Raw genomic sequence first — 16,550 nt, 5'->3', positions numbered from 1 at the left:
GTTGTTGCTGGCTTACAAGCCCCGCATCACCTCTGCCGCGATCTCAAACGAGCGCAACCGCGCTTGGTGATCGTGGATCATGCCGGTCAGCATAATCTCATCAGGGGCGTAAGTTTCATTCAGCTTGGCCAGTTGACCGCGCAGGGTCGCAGGCGAGCCGACGGCTGCACAGGACAACGCGCGTTCCACCTCGGCCCGCATCTGCGGCGAAACTTCCGACAGATCATGCACCGGTCGCGGCAGTTTGCCGGGCTGACCCGAGCGCAGCCGCGAAAACGCCAGCACTTGCGACGAGCGCAGATATTCCGCCTCGGCATCGGTCTCCGCCGCTGCCATCCCGGCGAGCAGCATGAAATAGGGCTTGTCGTGCCATTGCGAGGGCCGGAAGGTGGCACGATAGGTCTCAATCGCCTGCTCCAGCAGTGCGGGCGCGAAATGGCTGGCAAAGGCATAGGGCAACCCAAGATAGGCCGCCAGTTGCGCGCCGTAGAGGCTTGATCCAAGTATCCACACCGGCACCTCGGTGCCCTCCCCCGGCACCGCGCGGATGCGGGCGTCGGGGTGCGGGGCATCGAGATAGTTGATCAGCTCCAACACATCTTCGGGGAACTGATCCGAGGCTTGCATGTTGCGCCGCAAAGCCCGTGCGGTGCCCTGATCAGTGCCCGGCGCGCGGCCAAGGCCCAGATCAATCCGGTCGGGGAACAAGGTGGCAAGGGTGCCGAACTGCTCGGCAATCACCAGGGGCGCGTGGTTGGGCAGCATGATGCCGCCAGCGCCCACCCGAATGGTCTTGGTGCCGCCTGCCACATGCCCGATCACGATAGAGGTCGCAGCCGAGGCGATCCCCGGCATGTTGTGATGTTCGGCCAGCCAAAAGCGATGGTAACCCCAAGCCTCGGCATGGCGGGCAAGGTCCAGCGTGTTGGCGAGGGCGTCAGTAGCGGTTTGACCCTCGGCCACCGGAGACAGATCAAGTAGCGAATATTGCATGGGATTTCTTTTGTTGTTGCGGCACCGGATGCGAAACCATCGCGGGCTTTCTATACAGTTGGGTTTAGTTTGCCGAATTGGAAGATGCACGCAGGGATTTATGTGTGGATTGGGGCGTTGGACGGGTGAAATCCCATGCCGGATCATGGCGAAAGCATGGCAAGTGCTTATAAAGTTTGGCAGTTTGTCCCAGCGAAGGCGGTTAATTTCTGCTAAGGTCAGGCTTGGGGTCGTTGTAAAAGAGGTGCAAGGATGGGACAGATCTCGTCGCTTGCGGCGCCGTCCGCGCCGCAGTTTCAATCGCTGATCGTGAAACCTGTGGCCCGCGCTGCGGCGGCGCTAATGACGCCCAGCCCAGACGGCCATGCCGCTGCGCAGAACTTGAGGGCGGAACTGCCGACGGAAACGGCCCCGCGCCCGATCTTGCCGCCCGCCAACAGCGAGGCGATCTTCAAGGGTCTGCTGCCGATGCAACCCGCACTGGTGCAGGTGGCGGAGGCGACGGACAGCGGACAGATCGAAATGCTGACCGAGGTGGATGGCATCAGCCTGGACGGCATCCCCTATCTGCGCGACGGCGCGGTGCTTTTGGACGATCTGCCGCAAGCCGAGCCCTCGCCTGCGTCAAAAGCCAAACCACCTGAGACGGCGGCATTGGCCTTTGTGACGCCTGCCGCTCTGCATCCCGAAACCGAGGCGCAGGACGAACCCGCGCAAGTGCGATCCGGCCACGCCGAACGCGCCTACCTCGACGAGCGCGAGATTTCAGCGGTGCGGGCAGAGCCTGCGGCCACCACTGAGCCGCCAGACCCGGATCTGGTCATGCCCAATCCCGAGGCGGCCCCAAGCGTCGACAAGCGCGCTTGAGCGCCATTTGGCTATTCCGCCGCTTTGGCCATCGGGTTGTTCGGATGTGTAGTCCAGTTGGCATAATCGCTAACCGGGCGGCCCGTGCGTTCGTCCATAGCCCCTTTCGGCAGCTCGATCATGGTGATGCAGTTTTCCACCGGGCAGACGTTGACGCAGAGGTTGCAGGCGACGCATTCGTCGTCCTTGACGATGAAGGTGCGGTCCGCCGACATCGCAATCGCTTGGTGGCTGGTATCCTCGCAGGCCGCATAGCAGCGGCCGCATTTGATGCAATCGTCCTGACTGATATGGGCTTTGGTGACATAATTCAGGTTCAGGAACTGCCAATCGGTGACATTCGGCACCGCGCGACCGACCAGTTCGGACGTAGAGGTCATGCCCTTCTCGTCCATATATTCCGACAGACCCGAGATCATTTCCTGCACGATCTTGAAGCCATAGGTCATCGCCGCCGTGCAAACCTGCACATTGCCCGCACCAAGCGCCATGAATTCCGCCGCATCGCGCCAGGTGGTGATGCCACCGATGCCAGAAATAGGCATGCCGTGGGTTTCGCGGCTTCGGGCAATTTCAGCCACCATGTTCAGCGCAATCGGCTTCACCGCCGGGCCGCAATAGCCGCCGTGGGTGCCTTTGCCGTCAATCGTCGGTTCTGGCGCAAAGCTGTCGAGGTTCACCGAAGTGATCGAGTTGATCGTGTTGATCAGGCTGACCGCATCCGCGCCGCCACGCTTGGCTGCCTCGGCAGGTTTGCGGATGTCGGTTATGTTTGGCGTCAGCTTGACGATCACCGGCATGCGGGTGTGCTTTTTGCACCAACGCGTCACCATCTCGATATATTCCGGCACCTGCCCCACCGCGCCGCCCATGCCGCGCTCCGCCATGCCATGCGGGCAGCCGAAGTTCAGCTCGACCCCATCGGCTTCGGTATCCTCAAGATGGCCAAGGATATCGCGCCACGAATCCTCATCACAGGGTACCATCAGGCTGATGATCATGGCGCGGTCTTTGTAATCGCGCTTCACCGCTTTGATTTCGCGCAGGTTCACTTCCAACGGGCGGTCGGTGATCAACTCGATGTTGTTCAACCCCAGAAGCCTGCGGTCCGCGCCCCAGATCGCGCCATAACGCGGGCCGTTGACGTTGACGACCGGAGGACCTTCCGAGCCTAAGGTTTTCCACACCACGCCGCCCCAACCCGCTTCAAAAGCGCGGCGCACGTTGACCTCTTTGTCGGTCGGCGGCGCAGAGGCCAGCCAGAACGGATTGGGGGATTTGATGCCGATGAAGTCGGTTGTCAGATTTGCCATGATTTTCCCCTATGCCATCAGCGCCAGATGCATCGCTTCCGCCGCATCGCGCCCCTCGGCCACCGCTGTGACCGTCAAATCCTCGCCGCCCGCCGCACAATCGCCGCCTGCCCAGATTTTGCCCTGCTGTTTCACCAGCTTGGCCCCCTCTTGGCCAATCGGTGCCGCGCCAAGCGTCTGACCAATCGCCTTGAACACCTGATCGGCCTTCAGCGTGAAAGTTTCGCCCATCTCAAGCCCGTTCGGGCCATCATGGGTATAGGCAAATTCTACACCCTCCACCGCGGCTCCGCCAAGCACCTTAACCGGAGCCGCGCCATAAATAATACGCACCCCGCTTTGCGTCGCGTGGTCTTGCTCATATTCCGAGGCGCTCATCTTATCCTTGCCGCGCCGATACACCATCGTCACCGAATTTGCGCCCAAAAGCTTGGATTGCACAGCCGCATCCACCGCCGTCATGCCGCCGCCGATCACCACCACATCGCGGCCTACCGCGACCGTAGGCTTATCGGACTGCCGCAATTCCGCAATGAAATCAACGGCATTTCGTACACCGTTTAAATCTTCACCCGCCGCACGCAAAGCATTCACGCCCGCCAGACCGATGCCCAGAAACACCGCGTCATACTCGGCCTGCAACTGATCCAACGTCACATCGCGGCCCAGTTCGACCCCGGTTTTCACCGTGATGCCGCCGATTTTCAGCAGCCATTCGACCTCACGCGCGGCGAAATTCTCGGGGGTTTTATAGGTGGCGATGCCGTATTCGTTCAACCCACCCGGCTTGGCGCGGCGTTCAAACACCGTGACCTCATGCCCCTTCAACGCCAAGCGATGCGCGCAGGCCAGACCAGCAGGACCTGCCCCGACCACCGCCACTTTTTTGCCCGTCACAGCCGCCCGCGTGAACGGATGCACGCCCTTGCCCATCAGTGTGTCGGTCGCAAACCGTTGCAGTCGCCCGATTTCCACCGGCTTGCCCTCGGCGACCTCACGCACGCAAACCTCCTCGCAGAGCTGCTCGGTCGGACAGACCCGCGCGCACATCCCCCCCAGAATATTCTGCGCAAAGATCGTCTTGGCCGCCGCATCCGGCGTGCCAGTGGCGATCTGGCGGATGAACAACGGAATGTCGATCGAGGTCGGGCAGGCCGTCATGCAGGGCGCATCAAAGCAGAAGTAACAGCGATCCGCCGCCACCCGCGCCTCGTGCTTGTCAAACATCGGCTGCACATCGGAAAAATTCTCGGCGTAGGCGGCGGGCGACAAGCGCTTAGCCACCACACCGGGGGTCAACGGGCTATTGGACAAGGCTTGGCCTCCCTTGGCTATGTTGTTTTGTTGAGGCTGGCACAGCCTTATTTTTTTATCAAATGGTAAATTTTATGCGAGGCGGTTTGCGGGCAGTTTTTTTGGCTCTGGCCAGCCGCAACCGATCTTCGGCCTTTTTTCTAGGCGCTGGCTTATGTATATGTGTGCGATCAAGGCGCGGATATGGCCCATCCAGCGCGCAGCAATGACGCCAAAAGAGGACGGCATGAGCAAACAATCTTCCGACGCAGACGTTGCGTTTATCTCGGCTCTTGCAGAGCTTTTGAATAAGAATGACCTGACCGAACTGTCGGTTAAACGTGAGTACGGCGAGGATGACAGCCTCGAAGTGCGCGTGGTCAAGCAATCCAATATCGTGCAAATGGCCGCAAGCGCGCCCGCAGTGCAATACGCGCCTGCGCCCGTTGCAGGGGCTGCTCCTGCCCCAGCCGCCGCTTTGGCAAATGAAGACCCTGCGCAGCATCCGGGCGCTTTGACATCACCGATGGTTGGCACCGCGTATCTCTCGGCAGAACCGGGGGCTGCGGCTTTTGTCAGCGTAGGGTCGGTTGTGACCGAAGGCCAGACCGTGCTGATTATCGAAGCGATGAAAACCATGAACCACATCCCGGCGCAGCGCGCGGGCACCGTGAAACGCATCCTTGTCGCCGACGGCAATTCTGTCGAATACGGCGCGCCGCTGATGATCATCGAGTAAGCCGATGTTTGAAAAAATCCTGATCGCCAACCGGGGCGAGATCGCCCTCCGCGTGATCCGCGCCTGCCAGGAGATGGGGATCAAATCGGTCGCCGTACATTCCACCGCCGACGCCGATGCGATGCATGTCCGGATGGCGGACGAGTCGGTCTGTATCGGCCCGGCCTCGTCCACCGACAGCTATCTGTCGAAGGCCGCGATCATCTCGGCTTGCGAGATCACCGGGGCGCAGGCGGTGCATCCGGGCTATGGGTTCCTGTCTGAAAATGCCGCGTTCGCGCAGGCGTTGGAAGATCACGGCATCACCTTCATCGGCCCGAAAGCCGAACATATCCGCATCATGGGTGACAAAATCACCGCCAAGATCACCGCGAAAGATCTGGGGATTCCGGTGGTGCCCGGCTCGGATGGGGGTGTCGCTGATTTTGAAACCGCGATTGGCGTGGCCGCGGGGATCGGTTTTCCGGTGATCATCAAAGCCACTGCTGGCGGTGGTGGTCGCGGCATGAAGGTTGCCAAGAACGCGGAAGAGTTGGAGATCGCCTTCCGCACCGCGCGGTCGGAGTCCAAGGCCGCGTTTGGCAACGATGAAGTTTACATCGAGAAATACCTGCAAAAGCCGCGCCATATCGAAATTCAGGTGTTCGGTGATGGCAAAGGCCGCGCCGTGCATCTGGGCGAGCGGGACTGTTCCTTGCAGCGCCGCCACCAGAAGGTGTTTGAGGAAGCCCCCGGCCCATGCATCACTCCGGAAATGCGCGCGCGGATTGGTAAGGTTTGTGCGGATGCGGTCGCCAAGATCAACTATATCGGCGCGGGGACGATTGAGTTTCTGTATGAGGATGGCGAGTTCTTCTTTATCGAGATGAACACCCGGTTGCAGGTCGAACATCCGGTCACCGAGGCGATCTTCGGGGTGGATCTGGTGCGCGAGCAAATCCGGGTTGCGGCGGGGATGGATATGTCCTTCACGCAGGATGAGTTGGAGATCAACGGCCACGCGATTGAGGTGCGGATCAACGCGGAACGGCTGCCCGATTTCGCGCCGCGCCCCGGCAAGGTCAAGGTGTTCCACGCGCCCGGTGGATTGGGCGTTCGGATGGATTCGGCGCTTTATGGCGGTTATTCGATCCCGCCGTATTATGACAGCCTGATCGGCAAACTGATCGTGCATGGCCGGGATCGACCTGAGGCCCTCGCACGCCTGAAACGGGCACTGGGAGAGCTGATCATCGACGGGATTGAGACCACCGTGCCGCTGTTTGATATGTTGCTGGCCGAGCCGGATATTCAGAACGGAGAATATGGGATTCACTGGCTGGAGAAATGGCTGGAAGCGACCTTCGGGCAATGAGAGTGAGGGGCGCTTTCGGGCGCCCTTTTTGCTGGTCCCAACTCGGGACCTTTTTTTATGGTTTTGAGTCAATGGCTTGACTATAAGCCGTTAACGGATTTTTAACAGTTTGACACCATCAGAGGGTGGCGGCTGACCGCCGGGTGGGCCCGGCAACGGTTGTTCTAGGCGGTTTATCGTTCAGCCAATCCCCCAGTGGTTCTAAGCGAGGCAGCGCAGAAGCGCCCGCCCGAGGGGGCGGTCGGGCGCTGCCCGGCGGCGCTAAAGCGCCTTGATTCCGGGCGGGTTGTTTGCTTGAAGTGCGCGTAACAAAGGTGCCTGATGACCCAAATCCTCACTCCAGAAATCCTGTTGCGCGCCTATGGCATCGGGATTTTTCCGATGGCGGAAAGCCGGGACAATCCTGAAATTCACTGGGTCGACCCGAAACGACGCGGGGTTTTTCCGCTGGACGGGTTTCATATCTCGCGATCTCTGGCCAAGCATATCCTGACGGCGGATTACCGCATTAACGTGAATGAGGCCTTCGCAGAGGTGGTCGCAGGCTGCGCGGATCGGCCAGTGACTTGGATCAATACCGAGATCACCGAGCTTTACACCGCCCTGCACCAGATGGGCTTTGCGCATAGCCTGGAGGTTTGGCGGGGCGAAGCGCTGATTGGCGGGGTGTATGGCGTGACTTTGGGGGCGGCGTTTTTCGGTGAAAGCATGTTTTCGCGGCAGACCAATGCTTCCAAGACCGCCCTCGCTTATCTGACCCATCGGCTGCGGGCGGGTGGATTTCAGCTGTTTGACACGCAGTTTCTGACGCCGCATCTGGCGTCGCTTGGAGCTGTGGAGATTCCGCGTGCGGAGTACCAGCGCCGCCTCGCGGCAGCGGTGCAAGGCCATGCGAGCTTCACACCCGAAGGTTATCAGCCGTTGCCGCCATCGGTGGTGGCGGGGTCTGCATTGGGATCTTGACCTTCGCCGGGAGTATCCTCGGGCGGGTCCTCGACATCGGGCAGCACCACATCGGGCACATCGCAGCGCAGCACCCAGACATCGTAGCGGGCGTTGTCCAGCGCCGACAATGCGGGACTGGAGGCGGTCATCCAGCCGTTGAACACCGGGTCGGGCACTTGGGCATCGAGGATGGTCAGATGCGCAAAGGCCTCGGCGGCGGGGTTGTCGGGGTAATAACGGCAACCGTCCATCTGCACGGTCAGTCGGCCCACAGTTTGCGATTGGCCGTTGGACAGATCAAGATCGGTGACCTTGCCGGTCAGCTTATCAAGCAGGCGCAGTTTCGCGCCGGGGGCGTCGGCGACGTCCTGCGCTGTGGCCATGCTGGCCAGCAGACTAAGGCAAATCGCCAAGCGTTTCATGGTGTTGAAGCATCCGGCGCGGTCGCGACCGGATCAGCCGGTTTGTCGCCGCTGGAGGAGCCGCCAGAGACGAATTTCATCAACAGTGAGATCAGGCTGACTGAGCCTTGGGTGTCTTCGATCTCATCACCGGGGGCGAGAATATCGGGCGCGCCACCGGGCACCAGTTCGACAAAATTGCCGCCGAGCAGGCCTTCGGAAGAGATCAGAATCGCGGTGTCGGTCGGCAGTTGGATTTTGCTGTCGATGGCGATGCTGGCGTCGGCAAAGAAGGTTTCCGGGTTCAACGTCAGCGCAGTGATGCTGCCGACCTTGACGCCTGCCAGCCGCACATCTGACCCGGGCGTGATACCATCAACCGAGCGGAACGAGGCTTTCAACGGATAGGTGCCCGCCGCAGCGGTCAAGCCCTGCCCGCCGGTGGCATAGACCAGAAAGCCGATGGCGGCGGCGAGCACGGCGGCCCCTGCCAAGATTTCTGCGCGATTTTCACTCATGTTTGGGTCTCAGGCCTTATTCGGGCTGCCATTATTTCGGCTGCCACGCCTCGTAATCGCTGCGCAAGGCGGGGGCATGTGCGCGGATCGAGCCGGGAGGGGCGTAGGCGGCGGGCGTGCCCGTCAGGTTTTCCTGATGCGGCTGCTCCCATGCTTTGTGCTTCAACGGGGTTTTGGTCGGCGGATCATTCCAAGTGAAATGCAGCCAGCCGTGCCAATCGGGCGAAACGCGAGAGGCCTCAGATTCGCCGTTGTAGATCACCCAGCGGCGCTTGGTGTCGGCGGTTTGGTAGTAGATATTGCCTTGCTCATCCTCGCCGACCTTTTGACCCTTACGGGCGGTATAGATCTGGGTGCCCAAAGTTTGGCTGTTCCACCAGGTCAGCATTCGCTTGAGGAAATACATAGAGGCCTCCGCAGGGGTTTCGTCTTGATATGGCCGAAAGGGGTGGAAAGGTCTAGGGGGCACGCGGGTGGGCGGTGGATTTGCGCCCGGTTTTTCAGGCGTTATAAGAAAAACGGCGAGCCATTGGCCCGCCGCTGCTTGTCTTATATGCAAACGCCTTAGCTGGCAGTTGCGGGTTCTTTTTTCTTCGTCTCGGTGTGGACCAGCAACGGCGCTGCACCGTTATTCACCGCTTCTTCATTGACCACGACTTCTTCGACGTCATCCATGCCGGGCAGCTCAAACATAGTGTTCAGCAGGATGCTTTCCATGATCGACCGCAACCCACGCGCGCCAGTTTTACGCTTGATGGCGCGTTTGGCGATGGCGATCAGCGCATCGGGGGTGAAGCTTAGCTTGGTGCCTTCGATGTCGAACAGACGCTGGTATTGCTTGACCAAAGCGTTCTTCGGCTCGGTCAAAATCGTGATCAGCGCAGCTTCGTCGAGATCGGTCAGGGTGGCGATCACGGGAAGGCGACCGACGAATTCCGGGATCAGACCGAATTTCAACAGATCTTCCGGCTCCAGTTCCTGGAACAACTCGCCTGCACCACGATCTTCCGGGCCCTTCACCGCCGCGCCAAAGCCGATGGCCGAGCCTTTGCCGCGTTGTGCGATGATTTTCTCAAGCCCCGAGAACGCCCCACCGCAGATGAACAGGATGTTGGTGGTGTCGACTTGCAGGAATTCCTGCTGCGGATGCTTGCGCCCGCCTTGCGGCGGAACGGAAGCGACAGTGCCTTCCATGATCTTCAACAGGGCCTGCTGCACGCCCTCGCCCGAGACATCGCGGGTGATCGAGGGATTGTCCGACTTGCGGGTGATCTTATCAACTTCGTCGATATAGACGATGCCGCGTTGGGCGCGTTCGACGTTGTATTCTGAGGCTTGCAGCAGTTTCAGGATGATGTTTTCGACATCTTCGCCGACATAGCCCGCCTCAGTGAGGGTCGTCGCATCCGCCATGGTGAACGGCACATCCAAGATGCGGGCCAAGGTCTGTGCCAGCAAGGTCTTGCCGCAACCAGTCGGGCCGATCAGCAGGATGTTGGATTTCGACAGTTCGATGTCGGTCTTGGAAGCGTGGTTCAGACGCTTGTAGTGGTTATGCACCGCGACCGAGAGCACGCGCTTGGCATGGACCTGACCGATGACATAATCATCCAGAACCTTGCAGATATCACGCGGCGTTGGCACGCCATCGGTGGTTTTCAGCCCCGTGGTCTTGGTTTCCTCGCGGATGATGTCCATACACAGCTCGACACATTCATCGCAGATGAAAACCGTCGGGCCGGCGATCAGCTTGCGCACCTCATGCTGGCTTTTGCCGCAGAAGGAGCAGTAGAGCGTGTTCTTGCTGTCGCTGCCGGAATTGTTCGCCATGGGTATCCTCTAGCCCTGCGCCCGTGAGGGGCGTTTGAAGGAAGTGTAGGCCAAGGCCCAAACCTCTACAATCCGAAATTGCCCCCGCCCTGCGTGGGCGGGCCGAAAGTGCCCCCGGTGTCAGCCGGGGGCACCGGGGTTATTTCACTTCGTCAACCTTGCCACGGCTTTCGAGAATCTCGTCGATCAGGCCCCAAGCCTTGGCATCTTCGGCGGACATGAAGTTATCCCGCTCTAGCGCTGCTTCGACCGTCTCATAATCGTTGCCGGTGTGGCGGACGTAGATCTCATTCAGGCGGCGTTTCAGCTTTTCGGTTTCGCGCGCGTGAATCATGATGTCAGTCGCTTGGCCCTGGTAGCCGCCCGAGGGCTGGTGGACCATGACACGGCTGTTCGGCAGGCTGAAGCGCATGCCCTTTTCGCCCGCTTGCAGCAAAAGCGAACCCATTGAGGCCGCTTGGCCGATCACCAAGGTAGACACTTTGGGGCGGATGTATTGCATGGTGTCGTAGATTGACAGACCGGAGGTCACAACGCCGCCGGGGCTGTTGATATACATCGCAATTTCCTTCGACGGGTTTTCCGCCTCAAGGAACAAAAGCTGGGCGCAGATCAGTGACGACATGCCGTCATGTACCGGGCCTGCGAGGAAAATGATGCGCTCTTTCAGCATACGGCTGAAAATGTCGTAAGCGCGTTCGCCGCGGCTGGTCTGTTCGACCACCATCGGCACGAGGGTGTTCATATAGTGGTCAACTGGATCGCGCATGAAAACCTGCCTGTTTAGGTCCGTGGAACTGTTTTAATCGCCGGATGCTTTGCAGAGTCTTAGTGGCGCGCGCGGGGGGGTGCAAGGGCGGGCGGGCGCATTGCTGCAATCGGCGATGGGTTGCGTTTGGGTTTAGCGGGGATGTGCTGAAAATTTGGTTAATGCGAAAGTTTCAACCTGCGTGACGTAGGGTGGCGAGAGCCATGTTTCAACGGGTGGCGCATTAACTGCGGGCGCAAGGGGCTAGGGACTGGCGGTGGTGATCGAACCGAATGGAAACGCTCCAGTGGAGCGTTTCTCGGTGAGTTGCTCGTAAGGCTGGAAGCCGTTGAGCAAGGAGGTTTGTGCCGCAAACCGTCGCTTGGCTAATCTGGCAAAACCAAAGATCGTCGTGCCAGCTTAGCGCGCCACGCTGATCTCTGCTCGCAAGCCCCCCAGCCGCTCGCTGTCGCCCAAGCGCAACGCGCCGCCATGGCTGCGGGCGATATCCGAGGCAATCGACAGGCCAAGCCCTACCCCGCCGCCCTTGTTGGGGTTGCGCGCCGGATCAAGGCGTTTGAACGGCTCTAATGCCTCATCGCGGCGGTCTTTGGCGATGCCGGGTCCGTCATCTTCGACGATAAAGCGCAAGACGCGGTCACTGACTTGCAGGCTGACCTCGACACGTTTGGCATGGCGCACCGCATTGCCGATCAGATTCTCCAACGCGCGGGTGATGGCCTGCGGGCGCAGTTTGGCGAAATCCAGCGCATCTCCGGGGCCAAGCGTGACGGGCTGGCCCATACGGATGGCATTGTCGACGATGTGATGCAGCAAAGCGGTGGGGTCGACAGGCTCGGCTTCCTCCATCGCATCGCCGCGTGCGAAGGACAGGAATTCATCGACCAGCCGCTCCATATCCGCCACGTCCTGCTGCAGCGCGCGCGTGTCGTCGTCTTCGGGCAGGAACGACAGGCCGAGTTTCAACCGCGTCAGCGGCGTGCGCAGATCATGGCTGACGCCGGATAGCATCTGGGTGCGGCTTTCGATCTGCCGCTCAATCCGGGCGCGCATGTTCAGAAACGCATTGCCCGCAGCACGAACTTCGGTGGCACCGCGCGGCGTGTAGGGCACGGTTTGACCCTTGCCGAACGCGTCGGCGGCGCGGGCCAGTCTTGTGACCGGGCTGAGTTGGTTGCGCAGGAAAATATAGGCGATGAAGGTCATCAGCGCCGAGGTGAACACCATCCATACCAAGAGTTGATGCGGATTACTGGCGGAAATGCGCGAGCGTTTTATCTCAAACCGGATCGGGCCTTTGGTGGTGTCCATATAGACCTGCACCGCCAAGGGGTTGCTGGTCAGATCAACCGCGCGCACGCCGGACAGCCGCTCATACAGCGTCAGGGCGACGGCACGACCGGCATAGTCGAACCACGCACGGCTGTCGGTTTGCGGGATTTCGGCGGCGTCCAGCGGGAATTTCAGACCAAGATCCAGCCCGCGGGTGAGATCATAGGCAAGGGCCTGCGCTTGAGCTTGCGTCTCGACCGCATCGACGCGGGCGCGGATGTAGCGAATCTCGATACTGACACCGCCGGTCATCTGCCGGGTGACGCCATCGAAATGCCGCTGGATGAAGGCGATCGAGACGATCAACTGCACCACCACCACCGGCAGCACCAGAATAAGCGCGGCACGCCCAAACAGGCTGCGGGGCAGAAAGGGCTTGAGACGGTTTGGCATAGCGGCAAGATTAGCGAGGATGCAGCAAGATGGGAAGCTAGGATGCAAGTGGCAACAGGCGTGCAGCGGATCAGAGCGGCGAACCCCAGCCCGATGACCGGGACTGGCACCAACAGCTATGTGCTGCACGGAGTTGATGGCGCGGTGGTGATCGACCCCGGCCCTGCCCTGCCCGGTCATCTGGCGGCGGTGCTGGCGGCTGTGCAGGGCGCGCCAGTGCGGGCGATCTTGGTGACGCATCCGCATCTGGACCATTCCGGGCTGGTGCCTGAATTGCAGGCGGCGACCGGGGCGCAGGTCTATGGCTTTGGCGGGGCCTTGGCGGGGCGCTCTGCGCTGATGCAGCGGCTGGCAGAGGCTGGGTTGCAGGGCGGCGGCGAAGGGGTGGATGCGGGCTTTGTGCCGGACGTTCTGGTGGCGGATGGCGCGGTGCTGGCACTGGCGGGCTTGCAGATTGAGGCGCTGCACACCCCCGGCCATATGGGTGGGCATCTGTGCTTCGCACTGGGCGATGCTCTGTTCAGCGGCGATCACGTGATGGGCTGGGCCAGCACGCTGATCTCGCCGCCCGATGGCGATATGAGCGCCTATATGGCGTCACTGCGGCGGTTGCAGGCACAGCACTGGCGGCGCTTCTGGCCCGGCCATGGCGAGACAATCGCCGATCCGACTCTGCGTCTGGCCGAGCTTGCCGCCCACCGCCACGCCCGCGAAACCGCAATTTGTGCGGCGTTGCAGGCAGGACCCGCCCGCCCCGCCGATTTGGCGGCCCGGCTTTACACCGACACCCCACCCGCCCTGCTGCCCGCCGCCGCCCGCAACATTCTTGCGCATCTTATTGATCTGCATGACAGAAATGTCGTCTTTTCCACCGAACCGCTTGGCGCCGGGGCACAGTTCAAAATCATCTGAGCCGCAATGCATTTTTATGCGCTCCCCCCCTTGCCGCCCCCAAACACCCTTGCTATAGACCCCTCGTGTTCCGGCGTAGCTCAGCGGTAGAGCAGTTGACTGTTAATCAATTGGTCGTAGGTTCGATCCCTACCGCCGGAGCCAATTTCAGCGCAAGCCGTTGAAATAATAGACAAAGCCAAAATTTGGCTTCGTCTATGTGGCATAAGGATGTTCCATCCTGCACAGCTGATTTATCTGTCCGTCCAACTAGGAACGGATATTAGATGAACGGCCAACCCTACCTCTTCCGACGCGGACCAGTGTTCCATTGGTGCCGTCGCATAAGGCGACAATCCACAAGAATCGTCGATATCAAGCTCTCTTTGCGCACCACCGACCCGCGCATTACGGTTATCTTATCTCGGAAGCTTAGCGCCGAGAGTGATATCGCTATGGAACACGCCGTCAGAAATCAGATCACAGAAACCGAGGCACGTAGCTGGCTTGCGGAGGTTGCGAAGCGTGAGCGCGCCACAATTGCCATGTTCAGCCGTGTCGACAGTTGCGATCCTGCTGATGATCGCCGCCATGACGAGGCGATGCGGGCCGCTTGGGCACATATCGCCAACAATGGCGTCCATGCGCCAACCCCCGACGGTAACAGCCTCTTCGCCCGCGATGTCGATCTTTTGCGGAGCGACCTGACCAGCGATACGCGCCGACGGATCATTCTACGGGAACTCAAGGCGTTGACCGGGCGCGAAACGGTTTCAGCCCAAGGAACGATTGAGGCGATGGACCTCTACATCCGTGGCAAGCACTTAGCCTGGGATGAAGCGATCCCGCGGGAGCCGGAAGGTCCTAATCAGCTACCCATTGAAGCCCAAGAAACTCGTGAACCAGACCATCCCCCAAATCAAGGAGCATCAGATCCCGAAATCCTTGATCCGAGCCTCACCGTGATCGTTCAGAGAAGGAACGCGCTTAAGCGGGCCGAAGGAATCGAAGAAAAGACTCTGCGTGAGTATGAGAACTTTGCGACGCTGTTCTCTACCTTGACCGGGATTGCTGACGTCCGCAGGATCCGGCAAAGCCATGTCACATCTTTTCGCACGGATCTTCACAAGCTGCCGAAAATCTGGGGCAAAAGCCAAAGAGATGCGGGGGCCAGCCGTGAGGAAATCATGGCGCAGGCCGAGCAGTTACCAGCGGAAAAATTGGGCCTGAGTGTCGCCACGGTGAACCGCCATCTTGAACATCTGACCCAGATCGTGACCTGGGCGGATGACGAAGGGATTGCGATTGATCAAACGCTGAAACCCGGCAAGCTGCGCCGCAAAGAGAATGTGCGCGACCGCGACAAACGTCAGGCGTTCACCGCCGAACAGCTAAAGACCCTTTTCCAAAGCCCTGTTTGGCAAGGCTAGAAGTCCGAGGCCCGGCAATGGGAGCCCGGCGGCCGGATCATCCGCAACGGCCTCTATTGGTGCCTCTGATTGCCGCCTATACAGGCGCGCGGAGCGAAGAAATTGCTGGTCTGATGCCAAAGGATATCATTAAGGTGGAGGGCAACCTTTGCTTCGACATTGATGGCAATGATCTGCGGCGCATCAAGAACCTGCCCTCGCAGCGCAAGGTGCCAATCCACAGCCACCTGATCGAGTTAGGTTTCATGGACTATGTCGAGCCCTCCGCACCAAGGGCTCCCCTTCCTTGTTCCCCGATTCGGGCGACGCTTCGGGAAGCTACGGCAAGAAGCTAGAGCGGCAAATGCGGGAGGTTATCGATAGAAACCTCGGCGCTGAGGGCGCGGGTCTCACGCTACATAGCTGTCGCCACTACGTCCAAAACGCATTCGACAACTTTATCGCTGACGATAAAGTTGTGCGCGATATCGACTGGCACGATGGGAAAGACACACACGAGAAAATTTACTGAAAGGCACCCCCAATGCCCATCCTGAAGGACGCTGTCGAGAGGCTGCCTAAGGTTGGATGAGACGGGTTTCTGTCATGCAGAATGCCACCCGGTGAAGCGGGGACAGGATTTACGGTAACCGCCCGACATTGGTCGCCTTATGATGGTGTCTGCCTTGTCTTAGAGACGTCCATAATGACGTCATTATGGACGTCACTTATGTGAGGGCGGCATGCGAGGTGATCTTCTGGGTGCGGTTGAACGTCGGCGTCGTTGGACGGATGCCGAGAAGTTTGCTGTGGTGTGCGAGGTGGGTCGTCACGGCGCTTCGGTGACGCAGGTTGCTCAGCGCCACGATCTCAGGCGGCAGCAGATTTATGCTTGGCGGCATGATCTGCGCAAGAAGGGGCTTTGCGAGCCAGAGGGCGCGGCACTGTTCTTGCCGGTCGATTTTGCGCCGCCACCGGTTCCTGAGGCGGAGGTGGCTGCGGAGTCCGCCGCGCCGATGGTGGAGATCGTGTTGCGGAATGGCCGTCAGATCCGGTGCCGGGGAGGCATTGGCGACGATGATCTGGCGCGGCTGATCCGGTTGGTCGAGGCGGCATGATTGGGCCGGGCACCGGTGTTCGGGTTTATCTGGCCTGCGGGACGACCGACATGCGCAAGGGCATCGAAGGGTTGGCGGCCCTGGCTCAGGACGTGTTGCGGCAGAAGGCGGCGGGTGGGGCTGTGTTTGCGTTCCGCGGCAAACGAGGCGACAGGCTGAAGCTGCTGCACTGGGACGGCCAGGGGTTCTGCCTCTATTACAAGGTGTTGGAGCGGGGGCGGTTTCCGTGACCTGCCGCAAAGGACGGGGCGGCGAGATTGACCTCAGCGCAGCTTGCAATGCTATGGGAGGGGATCGATTGGCGGCGTCCGGATTGGGGCGCGCCGCCCGCCCGAGTTGGATAGATAAATCGCTGTTTTTACTTGTTTTTATGGTGCCTCTGCAA

The 16,550-nt window shown here is 60.2% G+C and carries 17 protein-coding genes and 1 tRNA gene; 9 read left to right on the top strand and 9 right to left on the bottom strand.

What is annotated here, in order from left to right; all coding sequences use genetic code 11:
• Positions 1-12 precede the first annotated feature (12 nt).
• A complete protein-coding gene (locus ACS5RD_RS13520) occupies positions 13-993 on the bottom strand; it encodes an LLM class flavin-dependent oxidoreductase (protein WP_489927856.1) in 981 nt (326 codons plus the stop codon).
• Between the two features lie 252 nt (positions 994-1,245).
• On the opposite strand from ACS5RD_RS13520, the gene ACS5RD_RS13515 reads away from it, so the two are divergent.
• Positions 1,246-1,860, top strand: coding sequence for a hypothetical protein (locus ACS5RD_RS13515; RefSeq protein WP_489927855.1), 615 nt, complete (start codon positions 1,246-1,248; stop codon positions 1,858-1,860).
• An 11-nt stretch (positions 1,861-1,871) separates the two neighbouring features.
• Here the strand turns inward: ACS5RD_RS13515 and preA are convergent, their stop codons facing one another.
• Entirely contained in the window at positions 1,872-3,173 is a 1,302-nt protein-coding gene (gene preA / locus ACS5RD_RS13510; RefSeq protein WP_489927854.1) for an NAD-dependent dihydropyrimidine dehydrogenase subunit PreA, read from the bottom strand.
• A gap of 9 nt (positions 3,174-3,182) precedes the next feature.
• Positions 3,183-4,487: an NAD(P)-dependent oxidoreductase gene (locus ACS5RD_RS13505; RefSeq protein WP_489927853.1), complete on the bottom strand. Its 1,305-nt coding sequence runs from the start codon at positions 4,485-4,487 to the stop codon at positions 3,183-3,185.
• 226 nt (positions 4,488-4,713) lie between these two features.
• Here ACS5RD_RS13505 and accB point away from each other — a divergent pair, with 226 nt between their 5' ends.
• The 3 genes from accB (at position 4,714) to aat (ending at position 7,522) form a co-directional block, all read left to right on the top strand.
• Entirely contained in the window at positions 4,714-5,205 is a 492-nt protein-coding gene (gene accB / locus ACS5RD_RS13500; RefSeq protein ID WP_489927852.1) for an acetyl-CoA carboxylase biotin carboxyl carrier protein, read from the top strand.
• Between the two features lie 4 nt (positions 5,206-5,209).
• Positions 5,210-6,559 (top strand): acetyl-CoA carboxylase biotin carboxylase subunit, encoded by a 1,350-nt coding sequence (gene accC, locus ACS5RD_RS13495; protein ID WP_489927851.1) that lies wholly within the window; start codon positions 5,210-5,212, stop codon positions 6,557-6,559.
• A 321-nt stretch (positions 6,560-6,880) separates the two neighbouring features.
• Positions 6,881-7,522 carry a leucyl/phenylalanyl-tRNA--protein transferase gene (gene aat / locus ACS5RD_RS13490; RefSeq protein ID WP_489927850.1) on the top strand — a complete coding sequence of 214 codons (642 nt, stop codon included), beginning with the start codon at positions 6,881-6,883 and terminating at the stop codon, positions 7,520-7,522.
• Here the strand turns inward: aat and ACS5RD_RS13485 are convergent.
• The 6 genes from ACS5RD_RS13485 to ACS5RD_RS13460 form a co-directional block, all read right to left on the bottom strand.
• A complete protein-coding gene (locus tag ACS5RD_RS13485) occupies positions 7,474-7,926 on the bottom strand; it encodes a DUF2155 domain-containing protein (protein WP_489927849.1) in 453 nt (150 codons plus the stop codon). The genes aat and ACS5RD_RS13485 overlap by 49 nt on opposite strands.
• A complete protein-coding gene (mlaD, locus tag ACS5RD_RS13480) occupies positions 7,923-8,423 on the bottom strand; it encodes an outer membrane lipid asymmetry maintenance protein MlaD (protein ID WP_489927848.1) in 501 nt (166 codons plus the stop codon). Before mlaD ends, ACS5RD_RS13485 begins: the two co-directional genes overlap by 4 nt.
• Before the next feature lie 31 nt (positions 8,424-8,454).
• On the bottom strand, positions 8,455-8,829 hold the full coding sequence (locus tag ACS5RD_RS13475) for an NADH:ubiquinone oxidoreductase subunit NDUFA12 (protein ID WP_489927847.1): 375 nt from the start codon (positions 8,827-8,829) through the stop codon (positions 8,455-8,457).
• Between the two features lie 158 nt (positions 8,830-8,987).
• On the bottom strand, positions 8,988-10,253 hold the full coding sequence (gene clpX / locus ACS5RD_RS13470) for an ATP-dependent Clp protease ATP-binding subunit ClpX (protein ID WP_054004750.1): 1,266 nt from the start codon (positions 10,251-10,253) through the stop codon (positions 8,988-8,990).
• Between the two features lie 139 nt (positions 10,254-10,392).
• Entirely contained in the window at positions 10,393-11,022 is a 630-nt protein-coding gene (locus ACS5RD_RS13465; RefSeq protein ID WP_054004749.1) for an ATP-dependent Clp protease proteolytic subunit, read from the bottom strand.
• Positions 11,023-11,421: 399 nt separating this feature from the next.
• Positions 11,422-12,747, bottom strand: a complete 1,326-nt coding sequence (locus ACS5RD_RS13460) for an ATP-binding protein (protein WP_489927846.1) — start codon at positions 12,745-12,747, stop codon at positions 11,422-11,424.
• Between the two features lie 42 nt (positions 12,748-12,789).
• Here ACS5RD_RS13460 and ACS5RD_RS13455 point away from each other — a divergent pair, with 42 nt between their 5' ends.
• The 5 genes from ACS5RD_RS13455 (at position 12,790) to tnpB (ending at position 16,395) form a co-directional block, all read left to right on the top strand.
• A complete protein-coding gene (locus ACS5RD_RS13455; RefSeq protein WP_489927845.1) occupies positions 12,790-13,659 on the top strand; it encodes an MBL fold metallo-hydrolase in 870 nt (289 codons plus the stop codon).
• Between the two features lie 69 nt (positions 13,660-13,728).
• A tRNA-Asn gene (locus ACS5RD_RS13450) sits at positions 13,729-13,803 on the top strand.
• A 290-nt stretch (positions 13,804-14,093) separates the two neighbouring features.
• Positions 14,094-15,068, top strand: coding sequence for a hypothetical protein (locus ACS5RD_RS13445; RefSeq protein WP_489927844.1), 975 nt, complete (start codon positions 14,094-14,096; stop codon positions 15,066-15,068).
• A gap of 722 nt (positions 15,069-15,790) precedes the next feature.
• Positions 15,791-16,165: an IS66-like element accessory protein TnpA gene (gene tnpA, locus ACS5RD_RS13440; protein WP_489927843.1), complete on the top strand. Its 375-nt coding sequence runs from the start codon at positions 15,791-15,793 to the stop codon at positions 16,163-16,165.
• Positions 16,162-16,395, top strand: a complete 234-nt coding sequence (gene tnpB / locus ACS5RD_RS13435; protein WP_489927842.1) for an IS66 family insertion sequence element accessory protein TnpB — start codon at positions 16,162-16,164, stop codon at positions 16,393-16,395. Before tnpA ends, tnpB begins: the two co-directional genes overlap by 4 nt.
• The last annotated feature ends 155 nt before the right edge of the window (positions 16,396-16,550 follow it).

The organism is Cypionkella sp. PAMC25878, assembly GCF_058135695.1.
This window is presented reverse-complemented; position numbering and strand designations above follow the sequence as displayed.